This window comes from Bradyrhizobium sp. CCBAU 45321 (assembly GCF_028128975.1).
GTDB classification, from domain to species: domain Bacteria; phylum Pseudomonadota; class Alphaproteobacteria; order Rhizobiales; family Xanthobacteraceae; genus Bradyrhizobium; species Bradyrhizobium yuanmingense.
This window is the reverse complement of record NZ_LFKZ01000002.1, coordinates 152,851-169,460: the sequence shown is the minus strand read 5'-3', so window position 1 is coordinate 169,460 and position 16,610 is coordinate 152,851. Positions and strand designations below refer to the sequence as shown.

Here is a 16,610-nt window from a genome sequence, read left to right as displayed (position 1 = left end):
CCGGGAGGAGACTCGTGTGAGCGCACGGCCGCTGGCACAAAGATAGCCGCTCTCGCGGCAATCCGTCAGGCCTTGCGGACAGAAGTTCCTGCGGGCCCGCGGTCATGAAAAAGGGCGGTTGCTTTCGCAACCGCCCTTTCTGAAGTCCTTGGTAGCTCCGTCCCGCTATTTCAATTTCACGCGATAGGTTTCGTGACAGTCATTGCAGCGGTCGTTGATCGTCGTGTAGGCCGCCTTCAGACCCGCGACATCGGTGATCTTGCCTTTGGCGTCGGCGATCGCCTTCTGCACCGGCGGGATCTTGGCATCGAAATCGGCCTTGTTCTGCCAGACCTTCGGCGAGGAGCCATACGTCGCATTGACGACATCCTGCTTGGGATTGATCTCGAAGGTCTTGGCGATCTTGGCGACATCGGCCTCGATGGCGGCGATGGCCTGATCGGCCGCTTTCTTGTCGAAGGGCATATCGCCCTTGCTCATCTTCTGAAGGACGCCGTACTGGTTCTTGGCGATCGATTTCATCAGATTGTCCTGCTGGACTGCAATCTCCTGTTGCGCCATGACGGCGCCCGCGCCCAGCACGAGGGCGCCCGCGACAATCATCGTCCGTTTCATTGGTTCGTTTCTCCGGCTCTCGAGACGTTCAGGGAATGAGACGTCACCGGCTTCTGGTGAAGCCGGGACCCATCATGGGTAGAACCCCGCGCGGCGCGTTTATTCCCGTGCGCGCGGGAAGCGCGGCTTCACAAGCTGTGACGGCGGTGATGCTCGCTGATCGCAACCCACACCCGCTCGGGCGTTGCCGGCATGTCGATGTGGTCGATCTTGTACTCGCGCCAGAGCGCATCGACGATGGCGTTGACGACGGCCGGACAAGAGCCGATCGCGCCAGCCTCGCCGGCCCCCTTCACGCCCATCGGATTGGTCTTGCAAGGGACGTTGTGGGTCTCGAATACGAAGGCCGGCCCATCCGCCGCGCGCGGCAGCGCATAGTCCATGAGGGTTGCGGTGATGAGCTGGCCGTCGGTCGGTCCATACACAACCTGCTCCATCAAGGCTTGGCCGATGCCCTGCATGGCGCCGCCATGGACCTGGCCCGCCAGAAGCAGCGGATTGAGCGTCTTGCCGAAATCGTCGACGATCACGTAGTTGACGATTTTGATGATGCCGGTCGCCGGATCGATCTCGACCTCCGCTATATGGGTGCCGTTGGGATAAGTGCCGTCGGCGCTGGCAAAGGTCGCGCTGCCGTTCAGCTTCGACGGATCGACGCCGGGCCGCTTGGCGAGATCGGCAAACGAGATCGAGCGGTCGGTGCCGGCGATCCGCACCACGCCTTCGGAGATTTCGAGGTCGCCCGCGCTGGCTTCCAGCGCCTGCGCCGCGATCTCCTTCAGCCTCGAACCGAGTTCGCGCGTGGCGCGTTCGACACTGACGCCGCCGGAGGGGATCGAGGCCGAGCCGCCGGTGCCGAGGCCGGTTGCGATCTCGTCGGTGTCGCCCTGGCGAACATGCACGCGCTCGGGCGCGACGCCGAACTGCTCGGCGACGATCTGCGCATAGGCGGTCTGATGGCCCTGCCCGCTCGATTGCGTGCCGATCAGCACCGTGACGTCGCCATTGGCATCGAGACGTACGTTGGCCGTCTCTTCACCCATCACGCCGCAAATCTCGACGTAGCTCGCAAGCCCGATGCCGCGGATGAGGCCGCCCTTCTTGGCCACCTTGGCGCGCTTGGGAAATTCTTTCCATTCCGCGATCTCCATCGCGCGCTTCAGATGCGCGGCGAAGTCGCCGGAATCGTAGACCTTGCCGGTTGCGGTCTTGTAGGGCAGCGCCTTCGGCGGGATGAAATTCTTGCGGCGGATGGCATCCGGCGTCATGTCGAGCTTCCGCGCGCAGGCATCGACGAGGCGCTCGATGACATAGGCGGCTTCGGGCCGGCCCGCGCCGCGATAAGCATCGACCGGCACGCTGTGGGTGAAGATCGTGCGCACCCGGCAATGGAAGGCCTGGATGTCGTAGAGGCCCGGCAGCATGCCGGCGCCGCCATGCGGGATGTAGGGCCCGAAGGTCGACAGATACGCGCCCATGTCGCCCATGAGGTCGCAATCCATCGCGAGGAACTTGCCGTCTTCAGCCAGCGCCATCTTGGCGGTGGTGACGTTGTCGCGGCCCTGCGCATCGCCCATGAAATGCTCGGAGCGGTCGGCCGCCCACTTCACCGCCTTCTTCAGTTTGCGCGCAGCGACCGCCATCAGGGCATATTCCCGATACGGAAACAGTTTTGTGCCGAACCCGCCGCCGACGTCGGGGCAGATCACCCGCATCTTGTCGGTGGGAATGTTGAGCACGTTCTGGCAGAGGATGTCGCGCAGGCGGTGACTGCCCTGGCTGCCGACCGTCAGCGTCAGATGGTCGCGCTTGGAATCGTATTCGCAGACCGCCGCGCGGGTCTCCAAGAAGCTCGCAACCACGCGCGGGTTGACGATGGAGATTTCGGCCACCGCATGCGCTTTCGCGAAGGCAGCTTCCGTCGCCGCTTTGTCGCCGATCGAGACGTCGAACAGCACGTTGCCCGGCTTGTCGGGCCAGACCAAGGCTGCGCCTTTCTTCACGGCGTTGACGACGCCGGTCACCGCGGGCAACGGCGACCATTTGACCTCGATCGCCTCGATCGCGTCGCGAGCCTGGTCGATGGTCTCGGCGACCACGAAGGCGATGGCGTCGCCGACATGGCGCACCTCGTCCTTGGCCAGGATCGGGTAAGGCGGGCCGGTGAACGGATCGGTCTCGAGGTTGAACAGGCAGGGCAGATTGCCGAGATCCCCGACGTCGTCCGCCGTCAGGATCAGCGCAATGCCCGGCAGGCCGCGCGCGCGGCTCGCATCGATGGTGTATTTGGCATGCGCATGCGGCGAGCGCAGCACCAGGCAGCGGAGCGCGGCCTGCGGCGCGTAATCGTCGGTATAGCGGCCCTTGCCGCGGATGAGCGCGTCATCCTCCTTGCGCAGCACGCTTTGGCCAACGCCGAACTTGATGGGAGCCGCCATGTTATCTTCCCGTTCTCATGGTTGTTTTGTGGGCATATTGCCGTGGAAAAACTGGCAAGGCAAACGGGTTTAGGCGGGCGCAGGGGTCGCAGCTTCAAAAGCGCCACGCGTGCCTCACTGGGATGCTCGGCAGGTCCCAGCGTGATGTGTGACGCTGACGGCGAGAGCCAAGCGCTCACACTTAGCTGTTCTCTTGCTCACCCCGAGCTTCAAACAGCTGATGAGCATCGGAGGCCGTGAGCGTCAGCCCGTACAAATCCTTCAGCGTCGAAATGCGTTGCAGCGTCGCAGGCTCAAACGGAGTCTTGCCTTCGAACGAATGCAGGAGAACGCCCTCCAGCAAATCACCGAGGCTCATATCCAGGTATTCGGCGAGGCCCTTCGCGACCTTGAGAATGCGCTTCTCGATCCGAACTCCCGTCTGTACGCGTTGGACTGAATGCTTGTGGCTTTCTGAACTCATGATGTGTGACCTTGATCGGAAGGCGGGGTTTAATCGCATCATGCCATTGCCGGACTTGCTCGGGCATCGGTCTCCAGCCCTGCAACTCGCGTCCCTCAGAGATCAGGTGAATCCTGCATTCGTCCGGACGCCTGCGGGGGTCGGCGCTCTGACCGCGAAACGGCTGTTGCCACACAGGCAGAGCCTGGGCGGCCGTTCGACCGATTCCCAATTTGCCTTTCCCGCACCAGAATGTTACCTTGGTACCAAGGTAACATAGGACGCCGCCATGAGCAACAGATGTAGCTGCACGGATGCTGCAGAAGTCTCCGAACTGAGCGAGGGCTTTCTCGCGCGTACACTTCCGGGGGCACGTTTCAGCCATCGTGAACATCTGATCGTGACGAGCTACTTGCTCGCCACTGATCCGACTCGGGACTGGCGGGTCGAGCTCCCCGAGATGATCCGCGCCTACAATGTTGCCGCTGGCGGCGTGAACGACGATGTGCGTGGCTACCACCACACGATTACGCTGGCCTTCTTGATGATCATCGAAGCAATTCTTGCGGAGGTCGGCCGCCACGACATTGTCGCCGCCTGCAACGCGGTGCTGGCGTCCCCGGCAATCGAAAAGGACGTACTCTTACGTTTCTGGAGCCGCGACGCGCTGTTCTCGCGGGAGGCGCGGCACGGCTGGATTGAGCCAGACCTTGCCGAGTTCAACCCGCGCGCGGCGGGTCATATGCCGGCGTGAGGATCGTCGATCACTCACATTCCGCGGCTCAACAGATACCTCGCACTATCTCTGAGCGCATCGATCTCCCGCCCAGGTGCGAGATAGTTGATCTCCGCGCGCGTCAGGCCGATGTCCATCAGCTCCCTGTCGCTCAGATCCAGCAAACTGCCCCGCGGGTGCAGGCGCCACTTCCCAAGAGCAGACCAATATCGCTTGAGCAGGCCCAGGAGGCTTTGCGCCGGCGCGGCTGCGGCAGCTTCTCTCCCCGACAAGGCTTGGCCCGGCGTTGCAACGGACACGTTGAGACGAGCCGCTGCCGCCAGAACCTCGTCCATGGCCTGCTTCGCGAGCGCAATGGATTGGTCGAGGCGAAGCACCGCCGCATCGTGCTCGGCCTCGGATGAAATGTTCGTCAGTTGTGGTGGCATCGGACGCTCCTGCTGTTGAGCCGGCAGGGAGCGTGGCCAAACAAAAGGCCCCGTCCGATGCCGGCGGGGCCTGGTGGAAAAGATGTCGTCGAAATCCTAGCGCACGACTCCTCCCACCGCCCAGCCGAAGCGGGTGATGTGATTGCGGGAGACTTTGCGCGACGATTTGATCATGACGCGCTGATATCACGGCAACCGCGCAAAATCAAGAGATGTGGGAGTACCGGTTGCAGCCTGGAGGCGAACGCCGTGCTTACTAGCCGCGCACCAGCGAGACCAGCCACTTGCGTCCGAACAACACGAGGATCGCGAGCGCGTAGACGATCGTGCCGCCGACGGCGAGCAGGATCAGCATCAATTCATCCCGGAAGTGCATCGCGCCCAGCCAAGGGCTGCTGAAGTGCGCAATCAGCCAGAACGCGGCGGCGAGGATCAATCCGGCCAGCAGAAATTTGGCGAGCGACAACAGCCAGCCGCGATCGAGCACGAGAAAGCCGCGCCGCACGGCGAAGTACAGCACGAGGAGCAGATTGGTCCAGACGCCGACGGCGGTGGCCAGAGCGAGGCCGATCTGGGCCAGCGATCCCATTAAGGCGACCTTCAGCGCGACATTGACCGCGATACCAGTCAGCGACGCCCGCACTGGCGTTGCGGTGTCCTTGCGGGCATAGAAGGTCGCAACCGCGCTGCGGATCAGCACGAACGGGATGAGGCCAATGGCATAGGCCGCGAGAGTCGCACCGGCGGCCGCTGCATCGGCCTTGGAGAACGCACCGCGCGCGAACAGCGCGCGCATGATCGCATCGGGCACGGTGAGGAAGGCCGCGACGAACGGGATCGAGAACAGCAGCGTGAAATCGAAGGCGCGGCGCTGCGCCCTCAGCGCGCCATCGTGGTCGTTTGCAGTGATCCGCCGCGACATCTCCGGCAGCAGCACGGTGCCGATGGCGATGCCGATGACGCCGATCGGGAGCTGGTTGAGCCGGTCGGCGTAATAGAGCGCCGACAGCGCGCCGGCGGGCAGGAAGGTCGCGATGATGGTGTCGGCGAACAGCGCGACCTGCGTTCCCATCGAGCCCAATGTCGCCGGCCCCAGTGCCTTGAAGAAACCACGGACGTCCTCATCAAGCTTCAAGGGCGCAAAGCGCGGCAGGCCGCCATGGCGGGCGAGATCGCCTGCGAGCAGGAAATATTGCAGGAAGCCGGAGATCAGCACGCCCCAGGCCGCGGCATGGCCCGCGGTCGGAAACCAGACGGCAACCGCCAGCGTCATCATCATGGCGACGTTGAGGAAGATCGAGGCGGCCGCGGCGCTGGCAAAGCGCTGCATCACGTTGAGCATGCCGCCGTAGAGCGTCACCAGCGTGATCAAGAGCAGATAGGGAAAGGTGATCCGGGTCAGCTCGATCGCGAGCTTGCGCTGCTCGGCATCCTCACCGAAGCCTGGCGCCAAGATGCTCATGGCCTGCGGCATGAACAGCCAGGCCGCGATCAGCAGCATCACCTGCGAGGCCAAAAGCAGCGTGAAGATGCGATCGGCGAATAGCTTTGCCGCCGCCTCCCCCTTCTCGCCATGGACATGGGCATAGGCCGGCACCCAGGCGGCGTTGAAGGCGCCCTCGGCGAAGATCGCGCGGAAATGGTTGGGCAGCCGCAGCGCCACGAAAAAGGCATCGGCCACCGGACCGGCGCCCAGGATCGCCGCGAGCATGATGTCGCGGGCAAACCCCGTCAGCCGCGAGAGCAGCGTGTAGCCACCGACCGTGAAGATGCGTCCGAGCATGCGGACTCTTCTAGAGGCTTATCGGGCAGCCGATAAGGCTTTGAACGATGGTGGGATCAAAAAAGAGGCTCGCTCGGTGTGTCCACCTCTCCCCGGCGGGGAGAGGCCGGATTGCGCAGCAATCCGGGTGAGGGGCCGCAGCATTCCGTGGGGCCGTAACCCCCTCACCCGGATCGCATCTGCGATGCGATCCGACCTCTCCCGCAAGCGGGAGAGGTGAAGAACTCACCCCGCCAGTGCGCCGCGGACAGCGGCGATGATTCGCTCCTGGTCGGCCTCGGTCAAATAGGCATGCATCGGCAGGCTGATGACGTCCTGCGACAGGCTCTCGCAACCCGGCAATCCGCCCTCGGCGACCGGGTACTGTTTGTAGGCGGTCTGCTGGTGCATCGACTTGCCGTAATAGATCGCGGTCGGCACGCCCTGGGCTTTTAGCGCGGCAGCGAAACCGTCGCGGTCGGTACCTTCAGGCAGGCGGATCGTGTACTGCGCCCAGACCGAGGTATTGCCGGGCGCGAGGCGCGGCACGGTGACGACATTGGACAGGCCGCGCGCATAGCGCTCCGCGACCTTGTTGCGGGCGGCGATCTCATCGTCAAAAATCTTCAGCTTCTCGATCAGGACCGCGGCCTGCATGGTGTCGAGCCGGCCGGTGAGGCCGAGGCGGACGTTGTCGTATTTGTCGACGCCCTGCCCGTGCACGCGGATGCTGCGCAAGGTGGCGGCGAGCTCGTCGTCATCGGTGAAGATCGCTCCGCCGTCGCCGAAGCAGCCGAGCGGCTTTGCCGGGAAGAAGCTGGTCGCGGTCGCGTGCCCAAGCGTGCCGAGCTTGCGCCCCTTGTAGCTCGCGCCAAAGCCTTGCGCGGCGTCGTCGAGCACGAACAGGCCTTCGGCCCTGGCGATCTCGGCGATGGCGTCGTGATCGGCGGGCTGGCCGAACAAATCGACCGGAATCACCGCGACGGGCTTGAGGCCGGCCTTGCGAGCGGTGGCGATGCCGCGCTTGAGCGATTCCGGGCTCATGTTGAAGGTTGTCTCGTCGACGTCGACATAGACAGGCGTCGCGCCGGTCCGCGCCACCGGCGAGGCCGTCGCGATGAAGGTGAAGGACGGACACAGCACGGCATCGCCGGGCCCGACATTCCTGGCCATCATCACCATCAGGATGGCGTCGGTGCCGCTGGCGCAGCCGATCACGTGCTTGGCGCCTGAGTAGGCCGCAAGCTGCTTCTCGAGCTCGAAGACTTCGGGGCCGTTGACGAATTGGCAATGGTCCATCACGCGCTTCACGGCCGCATCGAGCGAGGCGCCGAGCCGGCGGCGCTGCGACGCGACGTCGATGAAGGGAATGGGTTCGGAACGTAAGTGCTGGTTCATGACCTGATTCTTGGCGCCTTGTGACGTTTGAGCGGTCGACATGGACGGGATCAGCCGGCGACGCGGCGCGGCGCCTTGCGCGCGGGTGACGTCGCCGCAGGACGCGAGGGCGTCTCCAGGCATTGCGTGGCGATCTCGAGGCTGGCGACGCCCTCGTCGCCCGTCACCGCCGGCGTCTCGCCGTTGCGCACCGCCTTGAGGAATGCGATCAGCTCGGCGCGGAGCGGCTCGTCATGGCCGACCGGCAGATGCCGCATCGAGTAGCTGCCGTCCGGCTTGAAGCCGAAGCATTCGGTGACCTGGCGCGTCAAGAGATCGCCCATCACGTATTTGCCGCGCGTTGCGACCGTGACGCTGCGCGCCTTGAACGGCGTCAGCCAGTTGGTGTTGATGTGGGCGAGCACGCCGCTCTCGGTGCGGAACTGCAAGAGCGCGATGTCCTCGCGCTCGGCGACCGCGCTCGACAATTGCGGCTGCACCTCGACGATGTCGGATTCGGTGAACCAGCGGATCAAATCGATGTCGTGCACGGCAAGGTCGATGACGACGCCGACATTGGACATGCGCGGCGGGAACGGGCCGACGCGGGTGATCGCGATGGAGAGAATGTCCTCGCCCGCGATCGCCTGCTTGACCGCGGCGACCGCCGGATTGAAGCGCTCGACATGGCCGATCATCAGCGTGACGCCGGCCTTATGCGCGGCGGCGACGATCTCGCGGCCCTCTGCCACCGTGGATGCGATCGGCTTCTCGACCAGCACGTGGATGTTCTTGGCGATGCAGGCGAGCGCGATCTCGTGATGCAGATGGGTCGGCGCTGCGATGGTGACGGCATCGACACCGGCGCTGAGCAGTTGGTCGAGCGTCTCGAAGCTTTCGCAATTGGCGAGTTCGGTTGCCCGCGCGCGATGCGCCGGCGAGGGATCGACGACGCCGACGAGGCTGACGCCGGGCAGGCCGCTCAGCACGCGCGCATGGTTGCTGCCCATCACGCCGGCGCCAATGACACCGACGCGCAAGCCGGCCTTTGCCGGTGCAGACCCTTTGGAAGTCATCTGAGCAAACCCCGATTCAACGCAAATCCCCGGGCCGCTTCTAGCACGGACGCCACATTTGTGGCGAATGCCGCCCTGACGGGCCGGACACGATTTGATTCAAAAAGTTACACGTTCCCCGGGCCTTAGGCCGAAAATGATACCGCTTCTTGGCCCGGGTCGCGTGATTCGGAGTTTGCTGGTTACGACCTTTGATAGTCGTCTTCAATCCGGATGATGTCGTCTTCCCCCAGATAGCTTCCAGTCTGGACCTCGATCAGCTCCAGCTGGATCTTGCCGGGATTCTCCATCCGGTGGACGGCGCCCATCGGGATGTAGATCGACTCGTTCTCGTGCACCGTCTTCACCGTCTCGTTGACGGTCACCTGCGCCGTGCCGCGGACCACGATCCAGTGCTCGGCACGATGATGGTGCTTCTGCAGCGACAGCCGCCCGCCCGGCTTCACCACGATGCGCTTGACCTGGTGGCGCTCGCCATTGTCGACGGATTGATAGCTGCCCCAGGGCCGGTGCACCTTGAGATGCTCCTCGGTGACCTTCGGCGCGACCGATTTCAATTTCGTCACCAGGCGCTTCAGCCCGTTGGCATCCTTCTGCCGCGAGACCAGCACCGCGTCCGCGGTCGCGACCACGACGAGATCGTCGACGCCTTCGAGCGCGACCAACGCGGAGTCCGTGGTGACGTTGCAGTTGCGGGAATCCTCGAACACGGCGGTGCCGTGCGCGGCATTCCCTTGCGCGTCCTTCTCCGACAGCTCCCATACCGCATGCCAGGAGCCGACGTCGGACCAGCCGCACGACACCGGCACGACCGCCGCGCGCGAGGTCTTCTCCATCACCGCATAGTCGATCGAGATCGCCTTGGCCGCGCCGAACGCCTCGGGCTCCAGCGTGACGAAGCCGAGATCGCGGCCGGCATTGTTGACCGCATTGGTGACGGCCTCGACGCTCGCCGCATCGACCCTGCGATATTCGTCGAGCAGCACGCTCGCCGGAAACATGAAGTTGCCGCTGTTCCAGAGATAGCCCGAATTGACGTAGTCGGAGGCCTTCACCGCATCCGGCTTCTCGACGAAGCGCGCAACCGCCTGCACCTCGCCCGCGATCACCTCGCCCGGATTGATGTAGCCATATTCGGTCGCCGGCCGCTCCGGCTTGACGCCGAAGGTGACGATGCGCCCGGCATTCGCGGCGGTGAGGCCCTCGCGACAGGCGGCGACGAAGGCGGCATTATCCTGCACGACGTGATCGGCGGCGAGCGCGAGCACGATCGCCTCGCTGGCGCGGTTCTGCGCGAATACCGCGCCGGCGGCGATCGCAGGGCCGGAATCGCGCCGCATCGGCTCGAGGATCACGTCGGCCTCGATGCCGATCTCGGCGAGCTGCTCCAGCACCATGAAGCGGTAGGAGGCGTTGGTGATGACGATCGGCCGGTCGAACAAAGAGGGATCGGACACGCGCAGCAGCGTGTCCTGGAACGTCGAGCGCGTGCCGAACAGCGGCAGGAACTGCTTGGGCCGAACCTCGCGCGAGGCGGGCCACAGCCGCGTGCCGGCACCGCCGCACATGATCAGGGGGATTATGCGTTTGTCCATCGTGATCTCAAACCTTGAAATGGTCCCGATACCAGGTGACGAAGTTATGAACCCCATGCTCGATCGGCGTTGACGGTGCAAAGCCGGTGTCGCGCGAGAGATCCTCGACATCCGCGAACGTTTCCAGCACATCTCCCGGCTGCATCGGCAGCAATTCTTTGATCGCCGTCCGGCCCAGCTCCCGCTCCAGAAGACCGACGACGTGCATCAGTTCCTCCGGATGATGATTGCCGACATTGTAGAGCTTTGACGGCGCATTTGCGGCAGCCGGATCGTCCGCAGGCACGAGATCGATCAGCTTGGACACGACGCGCGTCACATCGTCGATATAGGTGAAATCGCGGCGCATTTTGCCATGGTTGAAGAGCCGGATCGGCTTGCCGGCCATGATGGCGCTCGCGAACAGAAACATGGCCATGTCGGGGCGGCCCCATGGCCCGTAGATGGTGAAGAACCGCAGCCCCGTGACCGGTAGGCGATAGAGATGGCTGTAGGACTGCGCCATCACCTCGTTCGCCTTCTTGGTCGCGGCGTAGAAGCTGACCGGATGGTCGGTGCGGTCCGCAACCGCAAATGGCAGTTTTGTGTTGGCGCCGTAAACGGAGGATGACGAGGCGTAGACCAGATGACCGCAGCCATTGTTGCGGCAGCCCTCCAGCACGTTGAGAAAGCCGACGAGATTGGAATCGGCGTAGGTCTGCGGCTGCTCGATCGAGTAGCGCACGCCGGCCTGCGCGGCCAGATGCACGACTTTGGCAAAACGATGTTGCGCGAACAGCGCCGCCATGGTCTTGCGGTCGGCGAGATCGGCCTCGACGAACGAAAAGCGCGGCTGATCCCGGAGCAGAGCAAGGCGCGCTTTCTTCAGCGCCGGATCGTAATAGCTGTTGAGATTGTCGAGCCCGACGACGGCGCGACCTTCGCCCAGGAGCTGCCGGGCGACGTGGAAGCCGATGAAGCCGGCCGCACCCGTGACCAAAATCGCCTGATCCGTCATCCTGTTCCCTGGGTGATCCCTCGCCCGATCCTGTCTAGCCGCCACCTCGACGGGGTCGCAATAGGCTCCCCGCTCCTTCACGCGGTCTCCTCATGGCGTCCTTAACGACGGCTCCTCGACGAGAGCTATTGCAAGATCGGCGCCAAAACCATACCAAAGCGGCCGAATTCGGCGCCTCGCGTCGGGTTGCCTCCAATCTTAGCAAACCCTGTTCATGCGGACGAGATGCGCCGAATCCTGTTGTCGACGGCCAAGATCCTGATTTCCGCGGCGCTGCTCTATCTGGCGCTGCGCAAGGTCGACCTGTCCGAGCTGTTTTCCCGATTCACCCTGACCAGCCTGTTCTGGCTCGGTGTGGCGATCGCGGTCACGTTCCTGCAGATCTTCGTCGGCGTGCTGCGCTGGCGCGAGATCAGCGCCGCCTGCGGCGCGCCGCTCGAGCTCGGCCGCGCCATGCGATACAACGTGATCGGCTCGTTCTTCAACCAGACGCTGCCGTCGGCGATCGGCGGCGATGCGGTGCGCCTGTGGCTGGTCGCCCGCGCCGGCGCCGGCTGGCGCACGGCGACCTACTCGATCTTTGTCGACCGCGCCATTGGCCTGATCGCGCTCGCGATCTTGATCGTCGCCAGCCTGCCCTGGAGCTACACCCTCATCACCGATCCGCACGGTCGCTCGGCGCTGCTGCTCATCGACCTCCTGGCGCTCGCCGGCGGCCTCGGCTTCCTGATCTTCGGCGCGCTGAAATGGCGCTGGCTGAAGACCTGGTGGGCAACGCATCACATCCACGCCTGCGCCGTCATCGCCAACCGCGTGATCTTCGGCGGCACAAGCGGCGCCATCGTCGCGATCCTGTCGATCCTCGTTCACGTGCTCGCCGTCGTCATCGCCTGGTGCGTCGTGCAGTCGATTGGGGCGCCGGTTCGCTTCAGCGATGTCTTTCTGCTCGTGCCGCCGGTGATGCTGATCACGATGATGCCGATCTCGATCGCCGGCTGGGGCGTGCGTGAGGCCACGATGAGCCTTGCGTTCGGCTTCGCGGGACTTTCCGCCAACGAGGGCGTCAACGTCTCGCTGCTGTTCGGCGCCGTGTTCTTCCTGGTCGGGGCGGTCGGCGGCCTGGTCTGGATCCTCAGCGCCGAGAAAGCCGCGCAAGGGTCGGCCGCGATCGGAGTGCCGGAGTGAATTCGGCTGCCGATGCGCTCGCCGGCGCGGTCCTGCTGCTTGCCGTTGCGGCCGCCGCGCTGATCTCGGCGCTGGTGACCTGGACCAGCCGCCCCCTGCTGCAGCGCTACGCGCTGGCGCGGCCGAACGCGCGGTCCTCCCATCGCGTCCCGACCCCGCAGGGCGCCGGCATCGCGGTGATCGCCGCGACGCTGATCGTTGCCTCGCTGTGGGGGATCTCCGCCAATGTCGCGATCCCGCCGGCGCTGGTCGCTGCGACAATCGTGATCGCGCTGGTCGGCTTCGTCGACGACATCGTGTCGCTGCCCGTGCTGGTGCGCCTGGTGCTGCAGGCCGCCTGCGTCGGCGCCGTGGTGTTCACCGCCCCCGACACCGCGCGCATCCTGCCGGCGCTGCCGCTCGCGCTGGAGCGCGGCCTCATCGTCCTTGCCGGCGTCTGGTTCGTGAACCTCGTCAACTTCATGGACGGGCTCGACCTGATGACGGTGGCGGAAGTCGTTCCGGTCACCGCTGCGCTGCTGCTGCTGGGAATGCTCGGGGATCTCCCATGGCCGGCCGTGCTGATCGCCACCGCGCTGTGCGGCGCCATGCTCGGCTTCGCGCCGTTCAACCGTCCTGTCGCAAAAGTCTTCCTGGGCGATGTCGGCAGCCTGCCGATCGGCCTCCTGCTCGGCTGGTGCCTGCTTGAGCTCGCCTGGCATGGACAAGCGGCTGCGGCGCTGCTGCTGCCGGCCTACTACCTCGCCGATGCCACCATCACACTGTTTCGGCGCATCGCGCGCCGCGAGCCGTTCTGGTCGGCGCACCGTTCGCATTTCTATCAGCGCGCGACCGACAACGGTTTCTCGGTGTCCCGGGTGAGCGGCGAAGTCTTCCTGCTTAACCTCGTGCTCGCAGGGCTGGCGATCCTCGCCGTTCGCGCCGCGACGGTGGCCGTCACGCTGCCCGCGCTGATCGCCGGCGCGATCGCGGTCGCCCTCCTGCTGCGCCGCTTCTCCCGCCCTCAGGCGTCCTGAGCCGACACGGCGAGCCGCAGCCCCTCGTCGAGCGAAACCTCCGGCCGCCAGCCCGTCGCGAGCGCCTTGGAGACGTCGAGCTCGAGCGAGCCGATCAGGCTATCATGCATGTCCTGCCGGCCGATCATTCGGAAAAGCGCGCTGAGCAGGCCCGGCGGCACGCCGAACAGTCGCGGGCGCTTGCCGGACGCCTTCGCCAGACGCGCGATGAATTCGGGCGTCGAGAACTGCTCGCTGTCGGCGAGCAGGAATATCTCGAAATGGCCGGCCGCATCTGGATGAGCGAGCCGGTGCAGGATGAAGGACGACAGGTTCTGCACGGCAAGGAGGGCGCGGCGATTGCGGATCGCGGCGAACGGCAACGGCACCCCAAGGTTCATCGCGCGCGTCAACAGGGCGAAACTTCCTTTGGCTCTTGCGCCATAGACCATGGGCGGCCTGATCACAGAGAACTTCATGTCGCTGTCGCGCGCGAGCGTCCTCAGGCCCGCCTCGGCCGCGGCCTTGGACGTACCGTAGAGGCCGCGCGGCGTCGGGACGTCGGTCTCGCTGAACGGGACCCTGCCCTCGTTGCTGCGGCCATGCACCAGCACGGTGCTGATGAAGATGAAATGGCGCACGCCCGCCTTCGCCGCAGCGCGCGCCAGGTGCACGGTGCCGGCGGTGTTGACGTCCTGGTAGAGCTGGGCTGCATGCTCCTCGCGCCTGTGATGCACGCGCGCGGCAAGGTGGACGACCGCCTCCACCCCCTCGAGCGCGGCCCGCCAATCGGTGTCGGGGCCGATCGAATCGATCACGACCTCGCCGTCGATGCCCTGACGCTTGCGGACCACGGGGCGGACCGACCATCCCTCGCACGCCAGCGCCTGCCCGAGATGACGGCCGATGAAGCCGCTCGCTCCCGTTACCAGCACGACTGGCTTACGTTCGCTCATCGTCGCTCCCCGAGCGCTGGATTGCGCAACAATGGTCAGGCCGCCGTGGATCCAAATTCCGGCACGGCATCCTTCAGGATGGTCCTAATGGTGGCGCGATCGTCGCGCGCGATCGCCTGCTCAAGCGCCGCATTCCATTTGCGCAGCGTCTGCATCGGCGGCTCGTTCGGCTGCGCGGCCATGATGCCGGGCACGCCGATCTCGCGGGTCGGCTCCTCCGAGGCAAACAGGATCTCGTGCAGGCGCTCGCCCGGCCGCATGCCGGTGAACACGATTTCGATGTCGTAGCCCGGCTGCAGCCCGGACAGGCGGATCATGCGCTCGGCGAGATCGACGATCTTCACCGGCTGGCCCATGTTGAGCACGTAGACCGAGACGTCTGGACGCTGCGTCCCAAGCGCATGCGTCGCCGCGGTGATGACGAGATCGCAGGCCTCGCGGATGGTCATGAAGTAACGGACCATGTCGGGGTGAGTTACCGTCACCGGCCCGCCGGCCTCGATCTGGGCCTTGAACTTCGGCACCACCGACCCATTCGAGGCCAGCACGTTGCCAAACCGGACCGAGATCAGCCGCATCGGCGGCTTGCTGCCGTTCGCTCCGGCTGCGAGGTCGCGATCGAGCGCCTGGCAGTACATTTCGGCAAAGCGCTTGGTGAGGCCGAGCATCGACACCGGCTCGATTGCCTTGTCGGTAGAGATCATCACCATCGCCTCGGCGCCGGCGGCAACGGCGGCGTCCGCGACGTTGATGGAACCGAAGATGTTGGTTTTGACGCCCTCACTCCAATCGCGCTCGAGGATCGGCACGTGCTTGAGCGCCGCGGCATGGAAGACGATGTCGGGCTTGAACTCGGCCATCAGGCGCATGACGCGCTCGCGGTCGCGAATGTCGGCAATCCGGCCTTCGATCTGTGCGGTGGCACCACGCGCGGCCAGCGCCTCGGTGACCGCGTAGAGAGCCGGCTCGGAATTTTCCACGATCAAGAGACGTGCCGCGCCGAAGGCGACCACACGCTCGCAGATCTCGGATCCGATCGAGCCGCCGCCGCCGGTGACGATCACGGCCTTGCTCCTGATCAAGGCCTCCAGGCGCGCATAGTCGATCTTCTCGCTCGGACGCAGCAGGAGGTCCTCGACCGCAACCGCCGTGAGCCTTGGCGTATCGCCGCTCTCCAGCGAGGGCATCCGGCTCACGATCACACCCAGTTTGCGCGCCCGCATCAGGATCGATTCCGGATGCGACTCCGGCTCGAAAGCCGATGGTGTCATGATGAGGCGCGCGATGGGCTTGTCGCGCTTGGCGAAATCCGAGATCACATCCTCGACGTCGTCGATGCCGCCCAGCACCGGCACGTTGCGAATGAGCTGGCCCCGATCGGCAGGCGATGGTGACAAGACGCCGATCGGCCAGATGCGCTTGATCGCTCCGCTCTCGATGCCGCGCAGCAGCACTTCGGCATCCGCGGCGCGGCCGATCAGCAGCGTCGGCGCGGCCTCCCCGCCCCTCGCGTGACGCCGCACCCGCGTATAGCGGAAGTAGCGGTACGCCATGCGCAGCGCGCTGAGGAAGAAGATCTCGAGAAACCAGTAGAGGACAATCGTCACCTTGCCGAGAAAGAAGGCGCCGCGAACGTTGGGGGCAACGAGGATGTAGTCGAGCACGAGCAGCGCAACCGTGAGCACGGTCGCCGCGCGAATGATGTTCAGCGCGTCAGGCAGCGAGATGAAACGCCATTTCGTCGTGGTCAGATTGCAGAGGAAGAACACGACCACGCTGAAGGCGAGGAAGTAGGGCAGGATCTGGAACAGCAGCGGCAATCGAGCGTAGAAATCGTCGCCACCCTCGAATCGCAGATAGAAGGCGGCAAAAAGCGCCGCCGTGGTCGCCAGCAGGTCGTGGAGCGCGATCAGGAAATTGCGCGAGGTGAGATGCGAAAGTCGCGTCATCCGCCGACCGATGAAAACCCAGTTAAATGCAACTTGACCGCGCTGATAGCCCATCTCGA

The 16,610-nt window shown here is 64.9% G+C and carries 14 protein-coding genes; 3 read left to right on the top strand and 11 right to left on the bottom strand.

The annotated features are described in order from the left end of the window. Nucleotides 1–165: 165 nt before the first annotated feature. From ACM43_RS00815 to ACM43_RS00805, 3 genes are all read right to left on the bottom strand, one after another. The gene (locus ACM43_RS00815) at nucleotides 166–615 is read right to left on the bottom strand and encodes a cytochrome c (protein ID WP_271537432.1); all 450 of its coding nucleotides are present in this window, start codon (nucleotides 613–615) and stop codon (nucleotides 166–168) included. Nucleotides 616–743: 128 nt separating this feature from the next. Continuing rightward, entirely contained in the window at nucleotides 744–3,053 is a 2,310-nt protein-coding gene (locus ACM43_RS00810; RefSeq protein ID WP_271537430.1) for a xanthine dehydrogenase family protein molybdopterin-binding subunit, read from the bottom strand. 181 nt (nucleotides 3,054–3,234) lie between these two features. Further along, on the bottom strand, nucleotides 3,235–3,516 hold the full coding sequence (locus ACM43_RS00805) for a hypothetical protein (RefSeq protein WP_271537428.1): 282 nt from the start codon (nucleotides 3,514–3,516) through the stop codon (nucleotides 3,235–3,237). A 268-nt stretch (nucleotides 3,517–3,784) separates the two neighbouring features. On the opposite strand from ACM43_RS00805, the gene ACM43_RS00800 reads away from it, so the two are divergent. Beyond that, complete coding sequence (locus ACM43_RS00800) at nucleotides 3,785–4,249, top strand: hypothetical protein (RefSeq protein WP_271537426.1); 465 nt, start codon at nucleotides 3,785–3,787, stop codon at nucleotides 4,247–4,249. A 14-nt stretch (nucleotides 4,250–4,263) separates the two neighbouring features. Here ACM43_RS00800 and ACM43_RS00795 read toward each other — a convergent pair whose 3' ends face one another. From ACM43_RS00795 to ACM43_RS00770, 6 genes are all read right to left on the bottom strand, one after another. Next, nucleotides 4,264–4,659, bottom strand: coding sequence for a DUF1127 domain-containing protein (locus tag ACM43_RS00795; RefSeq protein WP_271537424.1), 396 nt, complete (start codon nucleotides 4,657–4,659; stop codon nucleotides 4,264–4,266). A 256-nt stretch (nucleotides 4,660–4,915) separates the two neighbouring features. Then, nucleotides 4,916–6,442: a murein biosynthesis integral membrane protein MurJ gene (gene murJ, locus ACM43_RS00790; RefSeq protein WP_271537423.1), complete on the bottom strand. Its 1,527-nt coding sequence runs from the start codon at nucleotides 6,440–6,442 to the stop codon at nucleotides 4,916–4,918. A 225-nt stretch (nucleotides 6,443–6,667) separates the two neighbouring features. After that, entirely contained in the window at nucleotides 6,668–7,819 is a 1,152-nt protein-coding gene (locus tag ACM43_RS00785; RefSeq protein WP_198399622.1) for a DegT/DnrJ/EryC1/StrS family aminotransferase, read from the bottom strand. Nucleotides 7,820–7,869: 50 nt separating this feature from the next. Further along, a complete protein-coding gene (locus ACM43_RS00780; protein WP_157280863.1) occupies nucleotides 7,870–8,874 on the bottom strand; it encodes a Gfo/Idh/MocA family protein in 1,005 nt (334 codons plus the stop codon). 182 nt (nucleotides 8,875–9,056) lie between these two features. Next, nucleotides 9,057–10,469 (bottom strand): mannose-1-phosphate guanylyltransferase/mannose-6-phosphate isomerase, encoded by a 1,413-nt coding sequence (locus ACM43_RS00775; RefSeq protein WP_036044558.1) that lies wholly within the window; start codon nucleotides 10,467–10,469, stop codon nucleotides 9,057–9,059. A 7-nt stretch (nucleotides 10,470–10,476) separates the two neighbouring features. Next, nucleotides 10,477–11,466 carry an SDR family NAD(P)-dependent oxidoreductase gene (locus ACM43_RS00770; RefSeq protein WP_271537419.1) on the bottom strand — a complete coding sequence of 330 codons (990 nt, stop codon included), beginning with the start codon at nucleotides 11,464–11,466 and terminating at the stop codon, nucleotides 10,477–10,479. A 225-nt stretch (nucleotides 11,467–11,691) separates the two neighbouring features. Here ACM43_RS00770 and ACM43_RS00765 point away from each other — a divergent pair, with 225 nt between their 5' ends. Both ACM43_RS00765 and ACM43_RS00760 read left to right on the top strand, forming a co-directional pair. Beyond that, nucleotides 11,692–12,651 (top strand): lysylphosphatidylglycerol synthase transmembrane domain-containing protein, encoded by a 960-nt coding sequence (locus tag ACM43_RS00765; protein WP_157287992.1) that lies wholly within the window; start codon nucleotides 11,692–11,694, stop codon nucleotides 12,649–12,651. Further along, nucleotides 12,648–13,667 carry an MraY family glycosyltransferase gene (locus tag ACM43_RS00760; protein ID WP_271537413.1) on the top strand — a complete coding sequence of 340 codons (1,020 nt, stop codon included), beginning with the start codon at nucleotides 12,648–12,650 and terminating at the stop codon, nucleotides 13,665–13,667. The genes ACM43_RS00765 and ACM43_RS00760 overlap by 4 nt, the downstream gene beginning before the upstream one ends. Here the strand turns inward: ACM43_RS00760 and ACM43_RS00755 are convergent. After that, entirely contained in the window at nucleotides 13,655–14,602 is a 948-nt protein-coding gene (locus ACM43_RS00755) for an NAD-dependent epimerase/dehydratase family protein (protein WP_271537411.1), read from the bottom strand. The genes ACM43_RS00760 and ACM43_RS00755 overlap by 13 nt on opposite strands. A gap of 35 nt (nucleotides 14,603–14,637) precedes the next feature. Next, on the bottom strand, nucleotides 14,638–16,551 hold the full coding sequence (locus tag ACM43_RS00750) for an SDR family NAD(P)-dependent oxidoreductase (protein ID WP_198400047.1): 1,914 nt from the start codon (nucleotides 16,549–16,551) through the stop codon (nucleotides 14,638–14,640). Nucleotides 16,552–16,610 lie beyond the last annotated feature (59 nt).

What these genes read in the sequence shown, in the direction of transcription:
- ACM43_RS00815 (WP_271537432.1), bottom strand. Translation starts at nt 615, where the DNA reads ATGAAACGGACGATGATTGTCGCGGGCGCCCTCGTGCTGGGCGCGGGC.
- ACM43_RS00810 (WP_271537430.1), bottom strand. Translation starts at nt 3,053, where the DNA reads ATGGCGGCTCCCATCAAGTTCGGCGTTGGCCAAAGCGTGCTGCGCAAG.
- ACM43_RS00805 (WP_271537428.1), bottom strand. Translation starts at nt 3,516, where the DNA reads ATGAGTTCAGAAAGCCACAAGCATTCAGTCCAACGCGTACAGACGGGA.
- ACM43_RS00800 (WP_271537426.1), top strand. Translation starts at nt 3,785, where the DNA reads ATGAGCAACAGATGTAGCTGCACGGATGCTGCAGAAGTCTCCGAACTG.
- ACM43_RS00795 (WP_271537424.1), bottom strand. Translation starts at nt 4,659, where the DNA reads ATGCCACCACAACTGACGAACATTTCATCCGAGGCCGAGCACGATGCG.
- murJ (WP_271537423.1), bottom strand. Translation starts at nt 6,442, where the DNA reads ATGCTCGGACGCATCTTCACGGTCGGTGGCTACACGCTGCTCTCGCGG.
- ACM43_RS00785 (WP_198399622.1), bottom strand. Translation starts at nt 7,819, where the DNA reads ATGAACCAGCACTTACGTTCCGAACCCATTCCCTTCATCGACGTCGCG.
- ACM43_RS00780 (WP_157280863.1), bottom strand. Translation starts at nt 8,874, where the DNA reads ATGACTTCCAAAGGGTCTGCACCGGCAAAGGCCGGCTTGCGCGTCGGT.
- ACM43_RS00775 (WP_036044558.1), bottom strand. Translation starts at nt 10,469, where the DNA reads ATGGACAAACGCATAATCCCCCTGATCATGTGCGGCGGTGCCGGCACG.
- ACM43_RS00770 (WP_271537419.1), bottom strand. Translation starts at nt 11,466, where the DNA reads ATGACGGATCAGGCGATTTTGGTCACGGGTGCGGCCGGCTTCATCGGC.
- ACM43_RS00765 (WP_157287992.1), top strand. Translation starts at nt 11,692, where the DNA reads ATGCGCCGAATCCTGTTGTCGACGGCCAAGATCCTGATTTCCGCGGCG.
- ACM43_RS00755 (WP_271537411.1), bottom strand. Translation starts at nt 14,602, where the DNA reads ATGAGCGAACGTAAGCCAGTCGTGCTGGTAACGGGAGCGAGCGGCTTC.
- ACM43_RS00750 (WP_198400047.1), bottom strand. Translation starts at nt 16,551, where the DNA reads ATGACGCGACTTTCGCATCTCACCTCGCGCAATTTCCTGATCGCGCTC.